Origin of the sequence: Psychrobacter cryohalolentis K5, from assembly GCF_000013905.1 — a bacterium.
Lineage (GTDB): Bacteria > Pseudomonadota > Gammaproteobacteria > Pseudomonadales > Moraxellaceae > Psychrobacter > Psychrobacter cryohalolentis.
In genome coordinates this window covers 1,572,155-1,589,187 of sequence record NC_007969.1, presented here as the reverse complement: position 1 = coordinate 1,589,187, position 17,033 = coordinate 1,572,155, and the positions used below count along the sequence as shown (strand labels likewise).

The window sequence follows — 17,033 nt, the reverse complement described above, 5'->3', positions numbered from 1 at the left end:
TTATAGGGGTTATAACGCAATATTAAAACTACTTCTACTATATTGATTCAATGTAAACCTATTTACCATAGGGGGAGTGTGTCACTTATCTTGAACGCTGATCATGTGATAAATTTTTGCAGCCTTATTATTTTGATAAAACAGGTTATACAAAAAAAAGCTGCCATAACAGGCAGCTTTTTATACGTTTGCTTTAATTGTCCAGATTTTTCTAGCCTCTGATTTTAGCTTCTAGTGATGCGCTGGTTCTTTTGATATAGGTATCTCTTTACCGTCGCAATCAAACAATTTGCCTTCAGTAAAATAATCACCTTCATATAGATCAATCATCACTACAGGACGTACCGAGCGGTCTTCTGTACCAGCAACAAATACGGACTGTTGGTCTGAATTACCTACTTTTAAGTGGTTAAACAACAAGTTTAGGGCAATGGCCATGATGGCAGCAGAGCTGATACCTGAATGGAAAATCGTGGCAAACCAGTCTGGAAATTGATCATAAAATGCTGGCGCGGCAATCGGTAGCATACCAAAACCGATGGAGGTCGCAACGATGATTAGATTCATATTATTGGTGTAGCTGACTTGCGCAAGCGTACGAATACCACTGGCTGCAACCGTACCAAACAATACGATACCGGCGCCGCCAAGTACGGCGGTAGGAACGGTAGCGATAACACGACCCATAATCGGCATCAAGCCCAAAATAACCAAAATAATACCGGCATAAGCGACTACAAAACGGCTTTTAACACCCGTTACGGCAACTAGACCTACGTTTTGTGCAAAAGCACTTTGAGTAAATGAGCCAAATATAGGGGCAATCATACTGGCTGCCATATCAGCTCGTAGTCCATTACCCAAACGTTTTGAATCGATATCTGTCTCAATGATATCACCAACCGCCAAAATATCTGCTGACGTTTCAACCAAAATAACCAATACCACGATAAACATAGAGATAATTGCCGCAATCTCAAAGGTCGGCATACCAAAATGGAACGGTGATGGGAAAGCAAAAATAGAGCCTGTCGTAATACCAGAGAAATCAACCAAGCCTAATGCCCAAGCAGCAAAAGTACCAATGACCATCGCTAATAGAATCGATAGGCGACTGATCGCCGCATTACCAAGCTTGCTTAGTAATAACACCATCGCTAGCGTGAAGCCAGCAAGACCAATATTGGTCATACTGCCAAAGGTAGGTAAGTTGCTGTTGCCGCCCATTGCCCAGCGGGCAGCGACTGGCATCAAGGTCAAACCAATAGTAGTAATGACGGTGCCAGTCACTAATGGCGGGAAGAATTTGATAATTTGGGAGAAAATAGGCGTGATCAAAAAACCCAAAGCAGAGGCGGCAATGACAGCACCAAACACAGAAGGTAGTCCGCCCCCCGTTGTCACAATCGCAACCACGGTTGCCACACTCGCAAATGATACACCTTGTACGAGTGGCAGCTGACAGCCAAAGAATGGCACACCAATCGTTTGTAATAAAGTCGCAAGACCACCGATAAATAATGAGGCGGCAATTAACAAGCCAATTTCAGCGGGTAATAATCCAGCTGCCTGTCCCACAATTAATGGAACCGCAATAATACCACCGTACATGGTCAGTACGTGTTGAAAGCCATAAGCAATATTGGCACCAATACCCAAGTTTTCATCTTCTGGGCGGGCAACTGCCGATTGAGAAGTAGATTTAATATCCATATTAAATAGCCGTCCTTCGTGTTCTGTTGTTGATATGTTCTAGGCTTGTTCTTCGACAACTCCTAGAGTGGGACTCAAGATTGTTATAAAACCAAATACTCTACCTATCATTGCTAAAAAGGCGTATCACCCTTTTATTCATCAATCTTTATTATTGGTCAGCTATAGCGCCACTTTTGTTTATAGCGGCAGATAGCGCTGTGTATAATCTGAATTTGACATTAGAATAGGGATGAATATTTGATAAAACATTTAAATCAGGATTCTAATGTGTTTTTAGCATACCGCTTATTTATAATAACTGCCAGTTATTATTGACCATATGGTCAGGTTTTTTGTTAGCAACATAAATATTGTTAAAATTGACATCTATAACCTTCAGAAATAAAGTAATAATTGCATTAACAAATACGCTTTTATAATTATAATTTTCCACACATTTTAATATCTCATTTCACCATTGATTATACGGACATCAGACCATGCTATCGCCCCAAGACCAATTGACTGAGCTGGTACGTACTCTTGAGACGCAGCAGCACGTCTTTGCTACTGACCCGCTACTCATTACTGAAAAGCTGCAAAATGAAGAAGGTTCGCCACTGCAAAAACTGCATCGACGAGCGTCACGAATAGACAGCAATGGCGCGCTGGCAGGCGTGCTTGGTAAGATTGATGGTCGCATCAAAGGCATCATGGTTGTCATGAGCGTGATTTGGTGTCTCTCAGGATTTTTGGGATTATTTACCTTATTGCAGACCAATGTGGTGAACTTCTTTTACGTCTTGGTATGCTTATTGGGTTTTCATAGTCTTATGCTTCTGGGCTGGCTAGTCATGACGCTTATCAATCAAGGCAAGCAGTCTTCAAATTGGTTTGCCAGCTTTGTCAGTCCCAGTTATTTGATACGTGGTAAAGATGATGTAACTCAGGCAGCGGTGAATTTATATGAGCGGCAGCTGCAACACAGCGGTATGCGTTGGTATTTAGGCAGATTTAGTCATCAGTTATGGCTTGCCACACTGACCGGTATGCTGCTTGCGATTATTTTTCTGTTGATTGTGCGTCAATACAGCTTTAGCTGGGAGTCAACGCTGCTGTCAGATCAGGCGCTAATTACTTTGACGCAAGTACTTGGATGGTTACCAAGTATGGTTGGATTCGATGTTCCGGACAGTACGGCTATCGTACAGAGCCGATTAGTGACTGATGCTATGCCTTTGTCTGTCGCACGGCAATGGGCAGGCTTGTTGGTTGGTAGTTTACTGATGTACGGGATTGTCCCACGCGCGATTGCTTGGGCATTTTGTGCCTTGATGTTCCGTCGTAAAAAGATGCGTTTGGATATTAAGCTGCCTTATTATCAAAAGATTTTGAATTTTTGGCAGCGTCATGTGGTGGATGCTGATGACTTTAAAGAAGCCCCCGCGCCTATCGCCCCAAAAGCCCAAGTCAGTGCGGGCAAAAAACTGGTTGCGCTATTAGAGTATCCAGCGGAGCAAAACCAATGGTGGCAGTCGGGTTTCGTTACAGGCATTACTGATACGACTGATATTGAGAATTTTGGTATTCTTGATGACCGTGAAGATATGGCACGGCTAAAGGCTTACCTAGATGCAAATCCGGTACAGGTATTGCTTGGTATTCATTTTAAAGCGCTGCCTGACCGTGGTACATTGCGTAAACTTGATCAGATCGCCAATCACGCCAAACATGGACTGATTGTACAACTGTTAGAGGACAATAGCCTGAGTCTGACAGAGCACCATAATACGGGCAATGATGTGTTAAATGCTGGTTCAGACTCGAATTTAGAAAAACAACATGTTCGTTATCAGCAATGGCAAACCGCCCTATCTGCTCGAAAAATCGGTTTGGTTAATAACTGAAAATCTTTTTTTAGACGATGGATTATTGAACTCATACCGAAAGATAGATCAATTTGTTCTACAATAAAAGCTATGATGTTTTTGGATACTACCAATCAATATAAGATTCTATTATGAATAACGACAATAATAATCAAGGAAATAATGCGCAGAACAGTCTGCAAAAAACCGATAAGCCTGCAGGGCTTTTTGCTGATAAAGCGCATGAGGTCAATCCTCAAGCATCATCGTCTGGATTAGCCCCACAGTCATCAAGTGAACCAGAGACTAGCTACAGGACAGCTAAAAAAACCATCGCTAGTGGTGAGGCATTAAAGCTTGCGGTCGTTGGTCATACCAATACGGGTAAGACTTCTATATTACGTACTCTATTGCGTGACGTTTACTTCGGTGAAGTAAAAAATGAAGCCGCAACTACCCGTCATGTAGAGCGCGCCCAACTGACGGATAGTCAAACGGGTGAAATATTGGTGGCTCTATATGACACGCCAGGTTTGGAGGACGCATCAGGGCTGATGGATTGGCTTGAGGATAATACCGCCAGTCGCCGTGATGGTATTGAGCGCCTGCAACAGTTTTTGGCATCTGATATTGCTCAAAGTAGTGATGCGCTAAGTAGCAATGAGGACTATAGCCAGGAAGCCAAAGTGATTCGTCAGCTGTTAGCAAGTGATATGGCTATTTATGTTGTCGATGCACGTGAGCCGGTACTCGGTAAATATAGAGATGAGCTGGCTATTTTATCTTGGGCCGCGATTCCTGTTATGCCGGTATTTAATTTCACTGATGCTCAGGATGCCAATATTGATGACTGGCAGACTATGCTGGCAAGACGTAACTTACATATCTCGACGCGCTTTGATTCAGTGGCATTTGAATTTAACGATGAGATGCGTTTATGGAAGAATTTAGCCACCATGCTTACCCACTCTGAGATGCTTGAGCAATTAATGGCGCGCCGCACTGAAAACTGGGCACAGTTATATGATGAAGCCAATATTATCATTGCAGATTTCTTGTTAAACGTCGCAGCATTTGTCCGTGAAATTGGCGAAGATGATGATCCCATGCCAGTATTACAGCAAATGCAAGAAGCGGTTAGACAGAGCGAACGAGCAATGCAGCATAATTTGCTGAGTTTATACAAATTTTATGACAATGATGTAGCGGCAACGCCACTTGAGCTACAGGCCTATCAGCAAGACCCGTTCGACCCTGAGCTGCTAAAAAGTTATGGTATTCGCACCACATCAGGCGCTGCGGCTGGCGCGTTACTAGGATTGGGTATTGATGCGGCGGCTCTTGGTACAACCTTGGGATTGGGTGCTGCCATCGGTGGCATCGCAGGTGGATTGCTATCCAATACTGGCAGTATCGCCGATAAAATATCAGGGGTTAAGCGGTTATATATCGACCCTGCAACATTGACCCTGCTAGCCACTCGAGCGATAGATTTGCTCACTGCGCTACGTCACCGTGGGCATGCAGCAACAGATGCTACGCAGCTGATATATAAGGGTGAGGCCTCAATTGGTGATACTGACGCTGGGAATAATAATGCTATAACGCCATGGGCAACGCACAAACTGCCCAGTGAGCTGAAAAAAGCTCGTGGCAAACCGCAGTGGTCATCACTCAGTAGTGGCAAGTCTGAGCAGGCGCAGTTATTACGCGCAGATATGGCATGGTCGCTGGCAAGTAAGCTGTCGTCGTATCAGGGTCAGCAATAATGCATAAACATGTTAAAGATAATATCTCTTACTGACGGGCTTTATGATGCCGGGCTTACTAATGCACTTAAGGCATCAGTACCGCGTACGTCGGTTTGCTGCAGATATATTGGGTATAGCGGATACTCGGAAAAATTCTTTTCAATATCTTGCATTAATTGCTGTTGGCGCTCAGCACGACGATGCCAAAACGTATCGGACTGCGTCGGAGATATCAACTGATTGATAACGATTGCGGCTGGCATAAGTTTACTGTCTTCTAACTGCTCTATCGCTCGCTTTGTTTCAGCCAGTGGCAATACGTCAGCCGTCATCACTAATACAATGGCGGTTTGTGTACGGTCATGAAGCAGCAACCCTGCCTGACGAAACAGCTGTTTGCGTTTTTCTAGTACGGATACTGCTTGCTCCCAGCGGTCGGTTTTTTTTGCGGCAAACGGATTGGCTAAGTCGTTTTTATTATTGTCTTGTTCATGACTGCCCAAATGATTTGCCACTGAGCGCAGTTTTGCTTGCCTTCGCTGCTGCGCTAGCAATCCATCCGTCCATGCCCCCATCATCTCAGGCAGCACTAATAAACGCAGTGTATGTCCCGTCGGTGCGGTATCAAAAATAACGTGCTCATAGCCGGCATCTGCTGCTTCGACTAGATGGTGACACATGGATTCGAGCATCGCGGCTTCTTGTGCACCAGGTGCTGATTTTGATAGCCGTAGATGCTCGCGAATTTTTGGCATCATGTCTGGGTTTGCATAGGAAGTAATGGTGCGTTCAACTTGGGCAAAATGCTCATCGACGATGATATCAGGGTTTAGTTCAATAGCATCTAGATAAGAAGTTACTGCTGTTTTTTGGTTTTTGAGCGGGACGTTTAATACATCGCCCAAGCTGTGTGCTGGATCGGTCGAGACAATCAGTGTCTTTTTACCTTGATTGGCATAATAGCTGGCAAGTGCAGCGGCAGTGGTAGTTTTACCGACACCGCCCTTTCCACCGATAAATATAATCGGCTGTGTCATTAATTGCTCTACCAATGCAGGCAATGGATGTAATGCCATACTTTTATCTCGTTTTAATTAATTCAAAGGAAACTAGCAGCAACCAACATGGTCAAAAGGGCATCTATCCATGCCCATGCGTGTATGCCATTCATGGAAATTTTCTAAAAACAAAGGCTGCAATTCTAGCGTATAAAAGCTTGCCGGATTATCGATGCCTAAGCTTTCCGCAAACATGAGTAGCATAAAAAAATCTTCCTCATCACGCGCGGCGCGTGCCATCGTCTGGCGATACGGCGCATGATAAAACTCGTTTAACCCAGCCGCAAACCGTTGCCACCATGGCTCAATATTTTTTATAGGTTTTGTGATATCTGCCTTTTCCATAATGACCCTTATTTTGCGTATGCTTATTATCTATCATGCCTATATGAGACAAAAAACGCCAGCAATTGCTGCTAGCGTTTTATCTGACATTTCATTAATTATTCAACATGGCTTAGAGGTTGCTTTTGCCTCTGTGTATCGACCATTCTTTACGGAGTACTGATAAACTCTCAAACGTCACTAAAATTGTGGCTATCAAGATAATGATATCCATAATAATAAGCAGCCAATTACCGTCATTGAAAAAGGTTTTTAGCTGAATCAATAATGCAAAAACCGTCATGACCAGTAAGAACGACAATGGCCCTAAGGTATACCATACTGGTCTGCCTTTACGTAATAAAATAACGGTTACAATCATTAAGGTTAATGCTGCCATGAGCTGATTCGTCGTGCCAAATAACGGCCAAATAATCATACCACCAGCACCATCGATGCCACCAGCACCGAATGCTAATAACAAACAGCTACCAACGGCAAGCAATGTGGCCACCACACTTTTATTTAGAACAGGCAGTTTATAAATTTCACCAAATTCTTGGAAGATATAGCGTTGCAAACGTACTCCAGTATCCATCGTGGTACCAGCGAACAATGCTGCCATTACCGTCAGCATCGTCTGCGATAAAACCATATCAATGCCAACACCTGCATTCAAGATAGTCGCACCGCCATCGATAAAGGCACCAATAGAGCCGTCGCCAAATTTTTGATAAACGGCTTGCCAGTCGCCAAGGGTTGCAAAGCCTGCTGTTGCCGCAAGTATCGCACCGAGTGCTAGCATGCCCTCACCCATGGCACCGAAGTAACCAACGAATCGCACATCTTCTTCTTTATCAATTTGCTTAGACGTCGTACCTGTCGCTACCAAACCATGAAAGCCTGAGATTGCACCACAAGCAATGGTCACAAACAATAAAGGCAGCATAGATGGCGTACCGATTGGCAATGCTGTGTTGATCGCTGGCGCGACAATATTAGGAGTCGCAATAAAGATAGCGGCATATAATAAAATCAGACCGACAAATAACTGCAAGCCATTGATGTAATCGCGCGGCTGCAACAGCATCCAGACTGGTAACAAAGACGCGATTGCCGCATAGACAAATAAAATAATAATCCAAACAGCATTGTCAGGTAAGCCTAAAAATGTCTCAGGTAACACAATGGGGAACATAGGACCAAGATAGATAAGCCCATATAAAGCCGTGACCCCAATGATTGATACCCAAACCAGATTCATCTTATAGCGATAAATGCATTGACCGATGATAAAGGCGACTATCAAAGCACCCCAAACTGGCAGTACAGCGGATGGGGTTTTTATCATCATATTAGCAATAGCGACGCCGAATACCGCATTTACCATTAGTAATAATAAAAAGATGACGATCATCATCAAGCTGCGCACACGTGTACCCATGACCGTACCGGCAATCGAGCCAATCGATTGACCTCGATTGCGCATACTTGCCCAAATGGCAGACATGTCGTGGACACCTGCCATAAAAATAGTACCTAATACCACCCAAATGATAGCAGGTACCCAGCCCCAAATAACCGCAATGGCAGGACCAATAATCGGTGCTGCCCCTGCGACTGAAGTAAAATGGTGTCCCCACAACACATATTTATTAGTGGGAATATAATCTACCCCATCCTTCATAGTATGTGCTGGCGTGGGGATACTATTATCCAATGCCAAGATTTTAGTGGCGATAAATTTTGAGTAAAACAGATAACCGCAAAGCATAGCGGCAACAGCAAACAATAGCACGATTGCACTATTCATCTTATCTCTCCTTAGACAAGTAATGGGTAGCCTTATAAGTTCAAGCTTTTTAATTTAGAATATAAAAAATATGTTAAATTAGTCTTCGGCTGGTGACTCAGAGCACCTGACCATACGCAATTACGCAGTTGATAGAAATTTTGTCATATCATCATCCATTAATACGGCTGAACTTTATAGTTAGCAGACGTCATCAGTCAGTATATGATATGGTGAATCTTTGGTTGGCAACCCATTTAAATACTAACCGATTTAACGAAGAATGTAACGCTAGTTAAACCTCGAAAACAACAAATAAAGGAAGCACAATGGCGCATTATTTTGGATTTGTACCTTCAGATAAATTAAAAGCATTAATCGTTGAAGCTGAGCAAATCATTGCATCGAATGAGGAAGTACCATACTACCCATATCGCGATGCTTTAACGCATCAGACTGCGCGTGATCTTATTGATAATTTATTGGTTGGTCTGGTTGACATTATCCCAAATCCTGAACGCCAAGCGTCCATGCGTAAAGTGGTTGTCACTGTTGAACGTGCGACCGATACCTTGCTTAATATTTTGCTGGGTAAAGAAAATAACGAAGAAGTATTGCCAAGCTTCCATTTTCTAAGAGATCGAGCAACCTTTATCGATAATGACGGTCTAAAACGGGTGGGTTTTAAGCTCACAGAACAACATACTGCCATCATTCAAAAAGGTTTTGCAGCCATTACTCCTGAACATGTGGATACCAAGACATTTAAAACCGCACTCGAAACCATGAACGAAGAAACTTTAACTCACTTTATTAGCCGTTTTGCTGAAACCTTAAAATTGGGTATGATTAAACGCAAATCTGTACCTGTTGCCAAAGCAGCTATCGATAAAGGCATGAATATGGCACTTAATAAGTTGTTACCTGATTTGCCAGACAGCTCATTGAATCGCTTGGCGAACTATTACCGCCCTTTTATCGTAGAAAAGCCAGAATAAGTGCCAATATTTGATTAATTTTGCCTCAAAAGCCAGTTGGCATTGGGCATATTCACGAAAATTTGCTAAAATAAGCGGCACTTTTTACCAAAGGCACGTCCGATGACCCAAATCAGCAATCAAGAAATTGAAAAAACATTACGTAACTCAGAATGCCTAATCAGCAGTATAGAAGTTGCTGCCGCTTATGAGCGTTTAGCTGCACAGCTTAATCTGCACTATGCTGGTCTAAATCCGATTGTTATGGTCGTTATGAATGGCGGGCTTATCCCAGCCGGTCAATTATTGACTCACCTTACTTTTTATCATCGTATGCATTATATCCATGCATCACGCTATCGTGATAACGAAGGAACCAATGAGCTTGATTGGAAATTTAAGCCTGATGTTAACATTGAAGGCGAGCATGTCTTATTGATCGATGATATTTTTGATGAAGGCATCACCTTAAAAGCAGTGGTTGAAGAATTGAGCAAGGAAAAACCTTTATCGATTGAATCATGTGTTCTCCTTAATAAAGAGCATGATCGTAAAGTTAAAGGTTTCGATGTTGATTTCGTTGGTATTAATGTTGCAGATCGCTATGTTTATGGCTGTGGTATGGACTTCCATGGTTATTTACGTCATCTGCCTGGTATCTACGCTATTAAAGAAGACAAGATTTAATCAGTTTTTGATTGACTTGATAGCATAGTAAAAAAGCATCCAATGGGTGCTTTTTTATTGCTTATTGATAAGTATATATATTTGAGTGTGATAATACATGCGATAAATACTAACTAAAACTGCAATGCCAAACCCGTATTGCGCTCAGTCGGTGTCTGAACGGCTTTTTCGAAAGCATGTTTTGTACTATATATTGTCACCTGTTTTTTAGCACGGGTTACCGCCGTATAAATAAGCTCTTTGCTCAAAAGCCTTGCATGACTATTATCAAAAGTAATGGCCACATGATCAAACTCAGACCCCTGCGATTTATGAATGGTCATTGCATATGCTGTGGCTATAACGTCTTCATTTAGCAGATTGACAGCAATTCCCTGTGCTTTATTCTCAAAGAACACCTCAAGTCGGCTTCTTCCATCTCCTGTTTGCAAGCAAAAACCAATATCGCCATTAAATAATCCAAGTTCATAGTTGTTTTGTAAAACCATAACGGGACGACCATGAAACCATGTATTTTGACCTAGCGGTAGCTTTAGCTTAGTAAGATGCCATTGAGTGATATGATTATTAATGTAGTGATCACCCCACTCGCCATTATGACCAGCACTTAGGACTCTAAACTGATTAAACGTTTGCATTAATGAAGTAATTGTACTTTTTACTAATTCTGGCACGGATTTTTCTATTGGATTCTTTAGTAGTGATTCAACTCTATTCAGGTATTGATGATAACTTAAAGTGAGGTTCGAGAGAATTTTATAATTGCTTAGGCTATTTTTTATCTTATTATCTATAGCTATCTCTGTTTGCAACGTATTTACATATTGAAAACTCAGTGCCTTGTCCTGCCTTAACAACTGCCAAATAGCTTGAGTATCTGCCTCTGTCTTATTAATTTGATTGGCAAGCTTCCCAATCCCTGAGTCTGCGCTAAATCGGCGACTCTCTGTTAGCTTTGCATGTATAGGTTGTAGCAATGGAATGCAGCATAAGTCAGCCAATACTGCCCCAGCATCTACTGCGGCTAGCTGGTTCGCATCTCCTAACAATATAAGCCTTGCGCCCGGTTTTACCGCACTTACAAGGTAATTAGCCAGTTCCACCCCCAACATAGATGCCTCATCGACAATGATAATATCTTCGCCGAGTGGATTATTTGCATTGTAACGTGGTCTACCTGTTCGACCAATGCCTAATAAGCGATGAATGGTCTTGGCTTCTTGCAGTTGTAGCTCTACATTCGATCCATCTAGAGCCGCTTGCAAAGACTCTTGCATTCGCTGGGCAGCCTTACCAGTCGGTGCTGCTAAGGCTAGGCTGGCACTGTCTGTACTGAACCGAATTTTTCCATGCTCATCACCCCCACTCTCTGCAGCTTGTTGCAGAGCAATTACTAATTGAGCAACCGTATAGGTCTTCCCTGTACCGGGACCACCAGTAATAATGCTAAAGGCATTGTTATTAGCGACATTAATAGCCATTACCTGCTGCTCATGTAGGTTTTCCGGTATCGCTATCTCTAAAGGGGTTATCTGTTGGTTCAAAATAGTATTGATGTGCTGTGCTAAGTTGAATTCTGCTTGCCAAGCTCGATGTAACCAAAAAGTGATCTTAATATTTTGTGTATCAGCTTCTGGTTCATTAATATGCTGATACACAATAGGTTGATTATTTTTGCTTAGGCTATTTTTATTATTCACGTTAGAATTAGCGTCAGCGAACAAAGTATGCTCATGAATAGACTGAATGAAGGAATTCAGATTCGTGTTTTTCACTATCTGATAAAGTGCAGCAACCGCATCAAAGCGTTTGCTGAGTATCTCTTTTTCACGATTGGTGAGTGCTAGCTGTGCCCATAGCTGAGCTCGCTTACCAAACATGATGTCTAGCAGGATAAATAATGATAACCCAGCTGTAGAATCATCCTCTTGCTGAGTAACTGTTTGAATGTCAATCAGTGCTAGGATTGGTGTTGCTAGCATCTCTAATAGTTGCTGCTGCCAGGCATATAGGGTGACTAGCTCGCCATTGATTTGACCTTGTATTGGATGTTCATGCTCAGCTGCCTCAATGGTGAGTACAGTATGTCCCTCTTCTAAATGAGTGGCCAACATAACGAATAAAGCAGTAAATAAGCCATTTTGTTCCGTCTTATCGATTTGCTTACTATCAGCATTAGCCTTTGCCTCAGTGACGTTATACGCTAAGTGCGTTTGCTGACGGCGCAGCAATATATAATCACTGATGTTACTAGCCCAGCTTTCTTGTAAGCTAACGCCCGCTCTGCTCTTATTGTTATTATTACTCATAGTATGCTTGTCTCTATTTTTATCCAGTTAGTCGCTATCATGGTTTTTTCTTATTTAATTCGCTATTTATGGCCCACTAATCTGGCAGGCCAAACAACGCATCTAGGGCCTTAATGAACTCAATTGGAATATCCCACGTGACTAATCCATAGCGGTCGTTGGGCATTGAGTGACTATTATCAGCTTCTCTGACATCTTGCAATAGATCAGCAGCTATTTGAGAATTTGGATCATACACGCCCCGTAAAAAGACATATTCAACAGCGCCAAGATACTTATCTTCATTACCTGCATAATCACTAATTCTCATTGCAAGGAAACGATGTAACGCGACTTGATAAATCGCTGCTTGTAACCAATATCCTGCCTTTGACATTGCTTGTTTGAGTGTGCTTACGTCATAATCGCTTAGGCTATTACCTAAAAAATTACTTTTGTAATCGACAACGTAATACTTGCCAGCATGCTCATACACCAAATCGATTTCACCCCGCAGATAACGATACAAATGCGTTTTGTTTTGTGGAACAAGATTGACGTGTTTGTCCACCTCATTCGGGAGATACTGCTGAAATAGGCTATTAATATCTTGCGCCTTAAAGCGCTCTGACAGCCCCATATTAAACTCTAATTCAGCAAACCGTTGACTTGCATTGATAGACTGTAAGGGTTGATTGGACGCTAATAACGGCGCCTTTAGCACCTCTTCAAACCAGTTAAGTAATGCCTCATGCTTTGTAGCATCCATTGAATCTAAGTCAGGTATACGACCATTTTCTCTATTATTTGCTTGTAATAGTCGACTTTGCTGTTCAGCACTACTATAAACCAAAGGCAGCTGATAACTACTAACGGCCCTATCAATCACCTGAGACCACTGCGATTTATTATTGAAATCAATTTTTTCAAATATTTCATGCAAAAACGTACCGGCATTGGCGCCTTTGACAAAAGTAAAACGGATATCATCCTCTGATTTGAGGCTCAACTCACTAACTGGTTTAAAAAAACCACTATTACTGGACGATACTACCGACTCTGTCATATCAATGTCTATGGCATCATCCATACGTTCATCTACCACAGCCAGCGCCTGCGTAGATTCATCTAGCTGACGGGCTAAAGCCGTAAAACTGGTCTTGGCCCAACCATAAAAATAATTGGTTTTCATAACTTCTGCAAAAGGCGCGTACTCAATAGTCTCAGTTATAGATTTAGCAGTGGCAAGCGTTGCGTTACCTGCTAAGCCCAATGCATTAGCACCATTACTGTCATTATTATAGAACTCATTGACATTATGCCCTCTGAGCATACCTACGATGCCTTTGAGCCTATCAGGCAAATCAAACTTTGCCTCTGGTGATTCCAACCAATAGAACGCTGGCTTTAGCTCAAATCCTGTTTTGTTATTAGGATCTCGCAACACCACATAAAGCTGCTCGCTGGCACGCGTAAATGCCACATAGCCAAGCCGTCGCAGCTCATCAAAGCCTTCTTTCGTCTCGATTTCGGTATAACAATCTTCTGTGGTGGCAGAGCCTCTTACGGGTGAGAAGCGGCGCTGGTTGCCTGTTGATTGACTCTCTGCCGATTGCTGCATTAAAATCGACGGAGCTTGCTGGGCGTTGTATAGATACAGCCCAAACTTTTCATTATTGCCCGCCTTCCGACTAGCATCGCCCATACCCAATACATAGACAATGGGAAACTCAAGCCCTTTGGACTTGTGGATGGTCATAAGCTGCACGCCAGACTCTGTCGGTAGCGGGTATTGCTTAGCCCAATCACTGCTAGGAGCAGCATCTATATTTTGTCTAAACCACGCCAATAGTTCGTGCTCACCCATGCCGATACCATACTGCGCCAAGACATCCATCATATGACGCAAATCCATAATGTGACGATCGCCTTCTGGATGAGTTGCCAGAGCTTGCCAAACGCCTTGCGGCTGCACAGGGTTTTTATCTAATAAGTAATGTAATGCTGACAAAACACCAAAGTGCTGCCAGTTTTGAGCCGCTTGTTTTAGGTAGGTAATAAAGTCTTGATAGCTTTTTTTATTATTAACTGCTTTCGTACTAGCGCTACTTAAATAACTACCCTCTGTCACTCCTGACTCATGGTCAGTCATCATGGCTTTGACTTCTTTGATACTCAGGCCATACAGATGGCTAGTCAGCACCCGATTGATCATGTCATGACGATATGGGTATAGCATGGCACTCAGCAGCGCCGCCACATCTTCTGCCATGATGGTTTCAAAGATACTGACATCACTAGTAGTCAAGGTCGGTACATTAAGCTTAACCAGCTCATCCTCAACCCGTTTTAAGTCTTTTTTGGTACGTGCCAGCACACCGATATCACTAGGCTGAATCGGTTTGCCTTTTAAGGTCTGATTACTACTGAGCAAGGTCGCAATATGACGCGCGGTGATTTCAAACTCATCATACTCAAGCTCTTTATCTTTATCATAAGGTAGATGCAACAAGCTCACTGGTTGAGCAGAAAGCACTTCTGTCACTAAAGCACTGTTTTGAGTAGTTGGCTCATTAAACCAAGACAGCTGGTTTTCTGGTTTAGAAGCTTTGATATGCTGATAATAAATACTGCTACCTAGCTGTGCTAATTTATTATCAGCAGCCGTTTCCGTTGGCATGCCAAACCAGCAATTTAGTGCATCAATCACACCAGCATTTGATCGACGGTTAATATCGAGCGTCCAAAGGCTACTTTTCTCAAACTGGGCTTTCATATAGTTGTAGTTGGCCACATCACCGCCACGAAACCCGTAAATAGCCTGCTTTGGATCACCCACTAATAACAGAAACTCATGACTGGTTTTATTAGTGGTTGATTGCTTGTCACTGTCCGACTGCTTACGTTTATTCTTTGGCAAATAGATGCTTTCAATCATAATGGCTTGCTCGCCATTAATATCTTGCGACTCGTCAATCAATGCCACAGGATAATGATGACGAATATAACGCGCCAGCTTATCTCCTTGGCGGCCAGTCAATGCTTGGTTTAAGCGCACCATTTGTAAACTAAAGGTCGTCTCACCGCGCTCCTCTAAGATAACTGGTAGCCTGTCACGTACCGCAAGCACGATATGGCGATTAAGGTTGGCTAATACCAACAATATATGCTGATTTAAACTGTCTAGCATATCTAAGAGAACCATTAACTTACTAATGGTTTCTAGCTCAAAAAGCGTCTGATGCTCTTTTTCTTTATTCTTATTAAAGTTCTTAATTTTGCCATCTTCATCTGGATATCTGGCATCTTGCAATGATGTCAAAATCTTATTCTCGCTCTCATTTAAATAGCTATTAAATGTCAGCTGATACTCTAATATCTTTTGATGCACATCAATAATGGCATCAAACTGTTTGGTTAAATTAGAACCACCACGAAATCCTTGAGACTTTCTATAATCAGGATTTAAATAAGGCTGGATATCTACTAAATCTAACTGAGCAAACTCATTAAGTAGTCGCTCATACAAACCAAAGTCAAAACCTTGCTCCAGCTTTATCTCATCAATCGGCGCTGAAATAAACTTAAGCGAACGAGTCACATATTTTTTATGATCGCTAACTGCAGTCAGCTTGCCTTGCTGATCCATTAGCGCATATAGTTTAGGCTGCTCATAGTATAAGCGGCTCTGAAACTGACGCAGCTCATCATGGATAATACTGTCAGTCACCTGTTCAATACTGCTGTCTTCAATAATAGCCATACCTTGCTGATGACCGGTCTCGCTACTGTATTCAATCAACCACTTTTGCGCCAAACTGTCGAGTGTACCTACAAACAGCTTATCCAACGTGGTTAGTACTAGCGCAGTGCGTCGAATGGCCTCCGCCATTGGATAGCCGTGGACATGATCAAGTAAAAACCCAGTCAAATGCAGATTAATGGGATCGTCCATAACGGCGTCTAAGCGTGCATATTTAGCCTGATTAACTAGCCAGTTTTCACGATCTTTTTTTACTTGTTTACGTTTCTCAGCCGCCGCTTGCCTATCAGCAGCAATGTCTTTATTGAACTCATCCATCCCTGTCCCAGCATTTGAATCAACGCTTGAACCTTTACCTGCTTGTTTATCCTTATTACTTTCAGGCATTACCTGTAGTACATCAGGATATAAAGCATCCTTGTTATTGGGTTCAGCACTTAGGCTATTGACCCATTGTAATAGCTGATAAAAATCTACCAAACGATCGTGGATACGCTGACGCATTTCGGCAGCGGCAGCTCGAGTAAAAGTCGTGGCAATGATTTGCTCTGGCGCACGTCGCGCTTCGATCAGTAGGCGCAGTACAATACCGGTCAACGTCCAAGTTTTACCCGTGCCCGCTGAGGCTTCAATCAGGTGTTTACCCGTCAGATCAACATCGACTGCCGGTATAACATCATTTTTACGTTCAGGCACAGCAGATAAAGTCAGCTCATCTGAATATTCATCAAATAAATCTGATTGTGTAAATGAGTCAGTAGTATTGGTTGGGTCGGTAAAGTCTGTCATATGGGCGCATACTTTTAATTATTATTTATTAAAACAAGATA

General features: G+C 42.5%; 10 protein-coding genes. 4 read left to right on the top strand and 6 right to left on the bottom strand.

Annotation, left to right across the window (positions count from 1 at the left end):
- Window positions 1–231: 231 nt before the first annotated feature.
- Complete coding sequence (locus tag PCRYO_RS06660; RefSeq protein ID WP_011513633.1) at window positions 232–1,713, bottom strand: nucleobase:cation symporter-2 family protein; 1,482 nt, start codon at window positions 1,711–1,713, stop codon at window positions 232–234.
- 482 nt (window positions 1,714–2,195) lie between these two features.
- On the opposite strand from PCRYO_RS06660, the gene PCRYO_RS06655 reads away from it, so the two are divergent.
- Window positions 2,196–3,602, top strand: a complete 1,407-nt coding sequence (locus tag PCRYO_RS06655) for a DUF2868 domain-containing protein (protein ID WP_011513632.1) — start codon at window positions 2,196–2,198, stop codon at window positions 3,600–3,602.
- Between the two features lie 113 nt (window positions 3,603–3,715).
- Window positions 3,716–5,332: a DUF3482 domain-containing protein gene (locus PCRYO_RS06650; protein WP_011513631.1), complete on the top strand. Its 1,617-nt coding sequence runs from the start codon at window positions 3,716–3,718 to the stop codon at window positions 5,330–5,332.
- 41 nt (window positions 5,333–5,373) lie between these two features.
- Here PCRYO_RS06650 and PCRYO_RS06645 read toward each other — a convergent pair whose 3' ends face one another.
- From PCRYO_RS06645 to PCRYO_RS06635, 3 genes are all read right to left on the bottom strand, one after another.
- On the bottom strand, window positions 5,374–6,390 hold the full coding sequence (locus tag PCRYO_RS06645) for an ArsA family ATPase (RefSeq protein WP_011513630.1): 1,017 nt from the start codon (window positions 6,388–6,390) through the stop codon (window positions 5,374–5,376).
- 33 nt (window positions 6,391–6,423) lie between these two features.
- Entirely contained in the window at window positions 6,424–6,717 is a 294-nt protein-coding gene (locus tag PCRYO_RS06640) for a cory-CC-star protein (protein ID WP_011513629.1), read from the bottom strand.
- Between the two features lie 112 nt (window positions 6,718–6,829).
- Window positions 6,830–8,509 carry a carbon starvation CstA family protein gene (locus PCRYO_RS06635; RefSeq protein WP_011513628.1) on the bottom strand — a complete coding sequence of 560 codons (1,680 nt, stop codon included), beginning with the start codon at window positions 8,507–8,509 and terminating at the stop codon, window positions 6,830–6,832.
- Window positions 8,510–8,817: 308 nt separating this feature from the next.
- On the opposite strand from PCRYO_RS06635, the gene PCRYO_RS06630 reads away from it, so the two are divergent.
- Entirely contained in the window at window positions 8,818–9,486 is a 669-nt protein-coding gene (locus PCRYO_RS06630) for a hypothetical protein (protein WP_011513627.1), read from the top strand.
- Window positions 9,487–9,588: 102 nt separating this feature from the next.
- Entirely contained in the window at window positions 9,589–10,152 is a 564-nt protein-coding gene (locus PCRYO_RS06625) for a hypoxanthine-guanine phosphoribosyltransferase (RefSeq protein WP_011513626.1), read from the top strand.
- Between the two features lie 113 nt (window positions 10,153–10,265).
- Here PCRYO_RS06625 and recD read toward each other — a convergent pair whose 3' ends face one another.
- The gene (gene recD, locus PCRYO_RS06620) at window positions 10,266–12,461 is read right to left on the bottom strand and encodes an exodeoxyribonuclease V subunit alpha (RefSeq protein ID WP_011513625.1); all 2,196 of its coding nucleotides are present in this window, start codon (window positions 12,459–12,461) and stop codon (window positions 10,266–10,268) included.
- 76 nt (window positions 12,462–12,537) lie between these two features.
- Complete coding sequence (locus PCRYO_RS06615) at window positions 12,538–16,992, bottom strand: UvrD-helicase domain-containing protein (protein ID WP_011513624.1); 4,455 nt, start codon at window positions 16,990–16,992, stop codon at window positions 12,538–12,540.
- Between the last annotated feature and the right edge of the window lie 41 nt (window positions 16,993–17,033).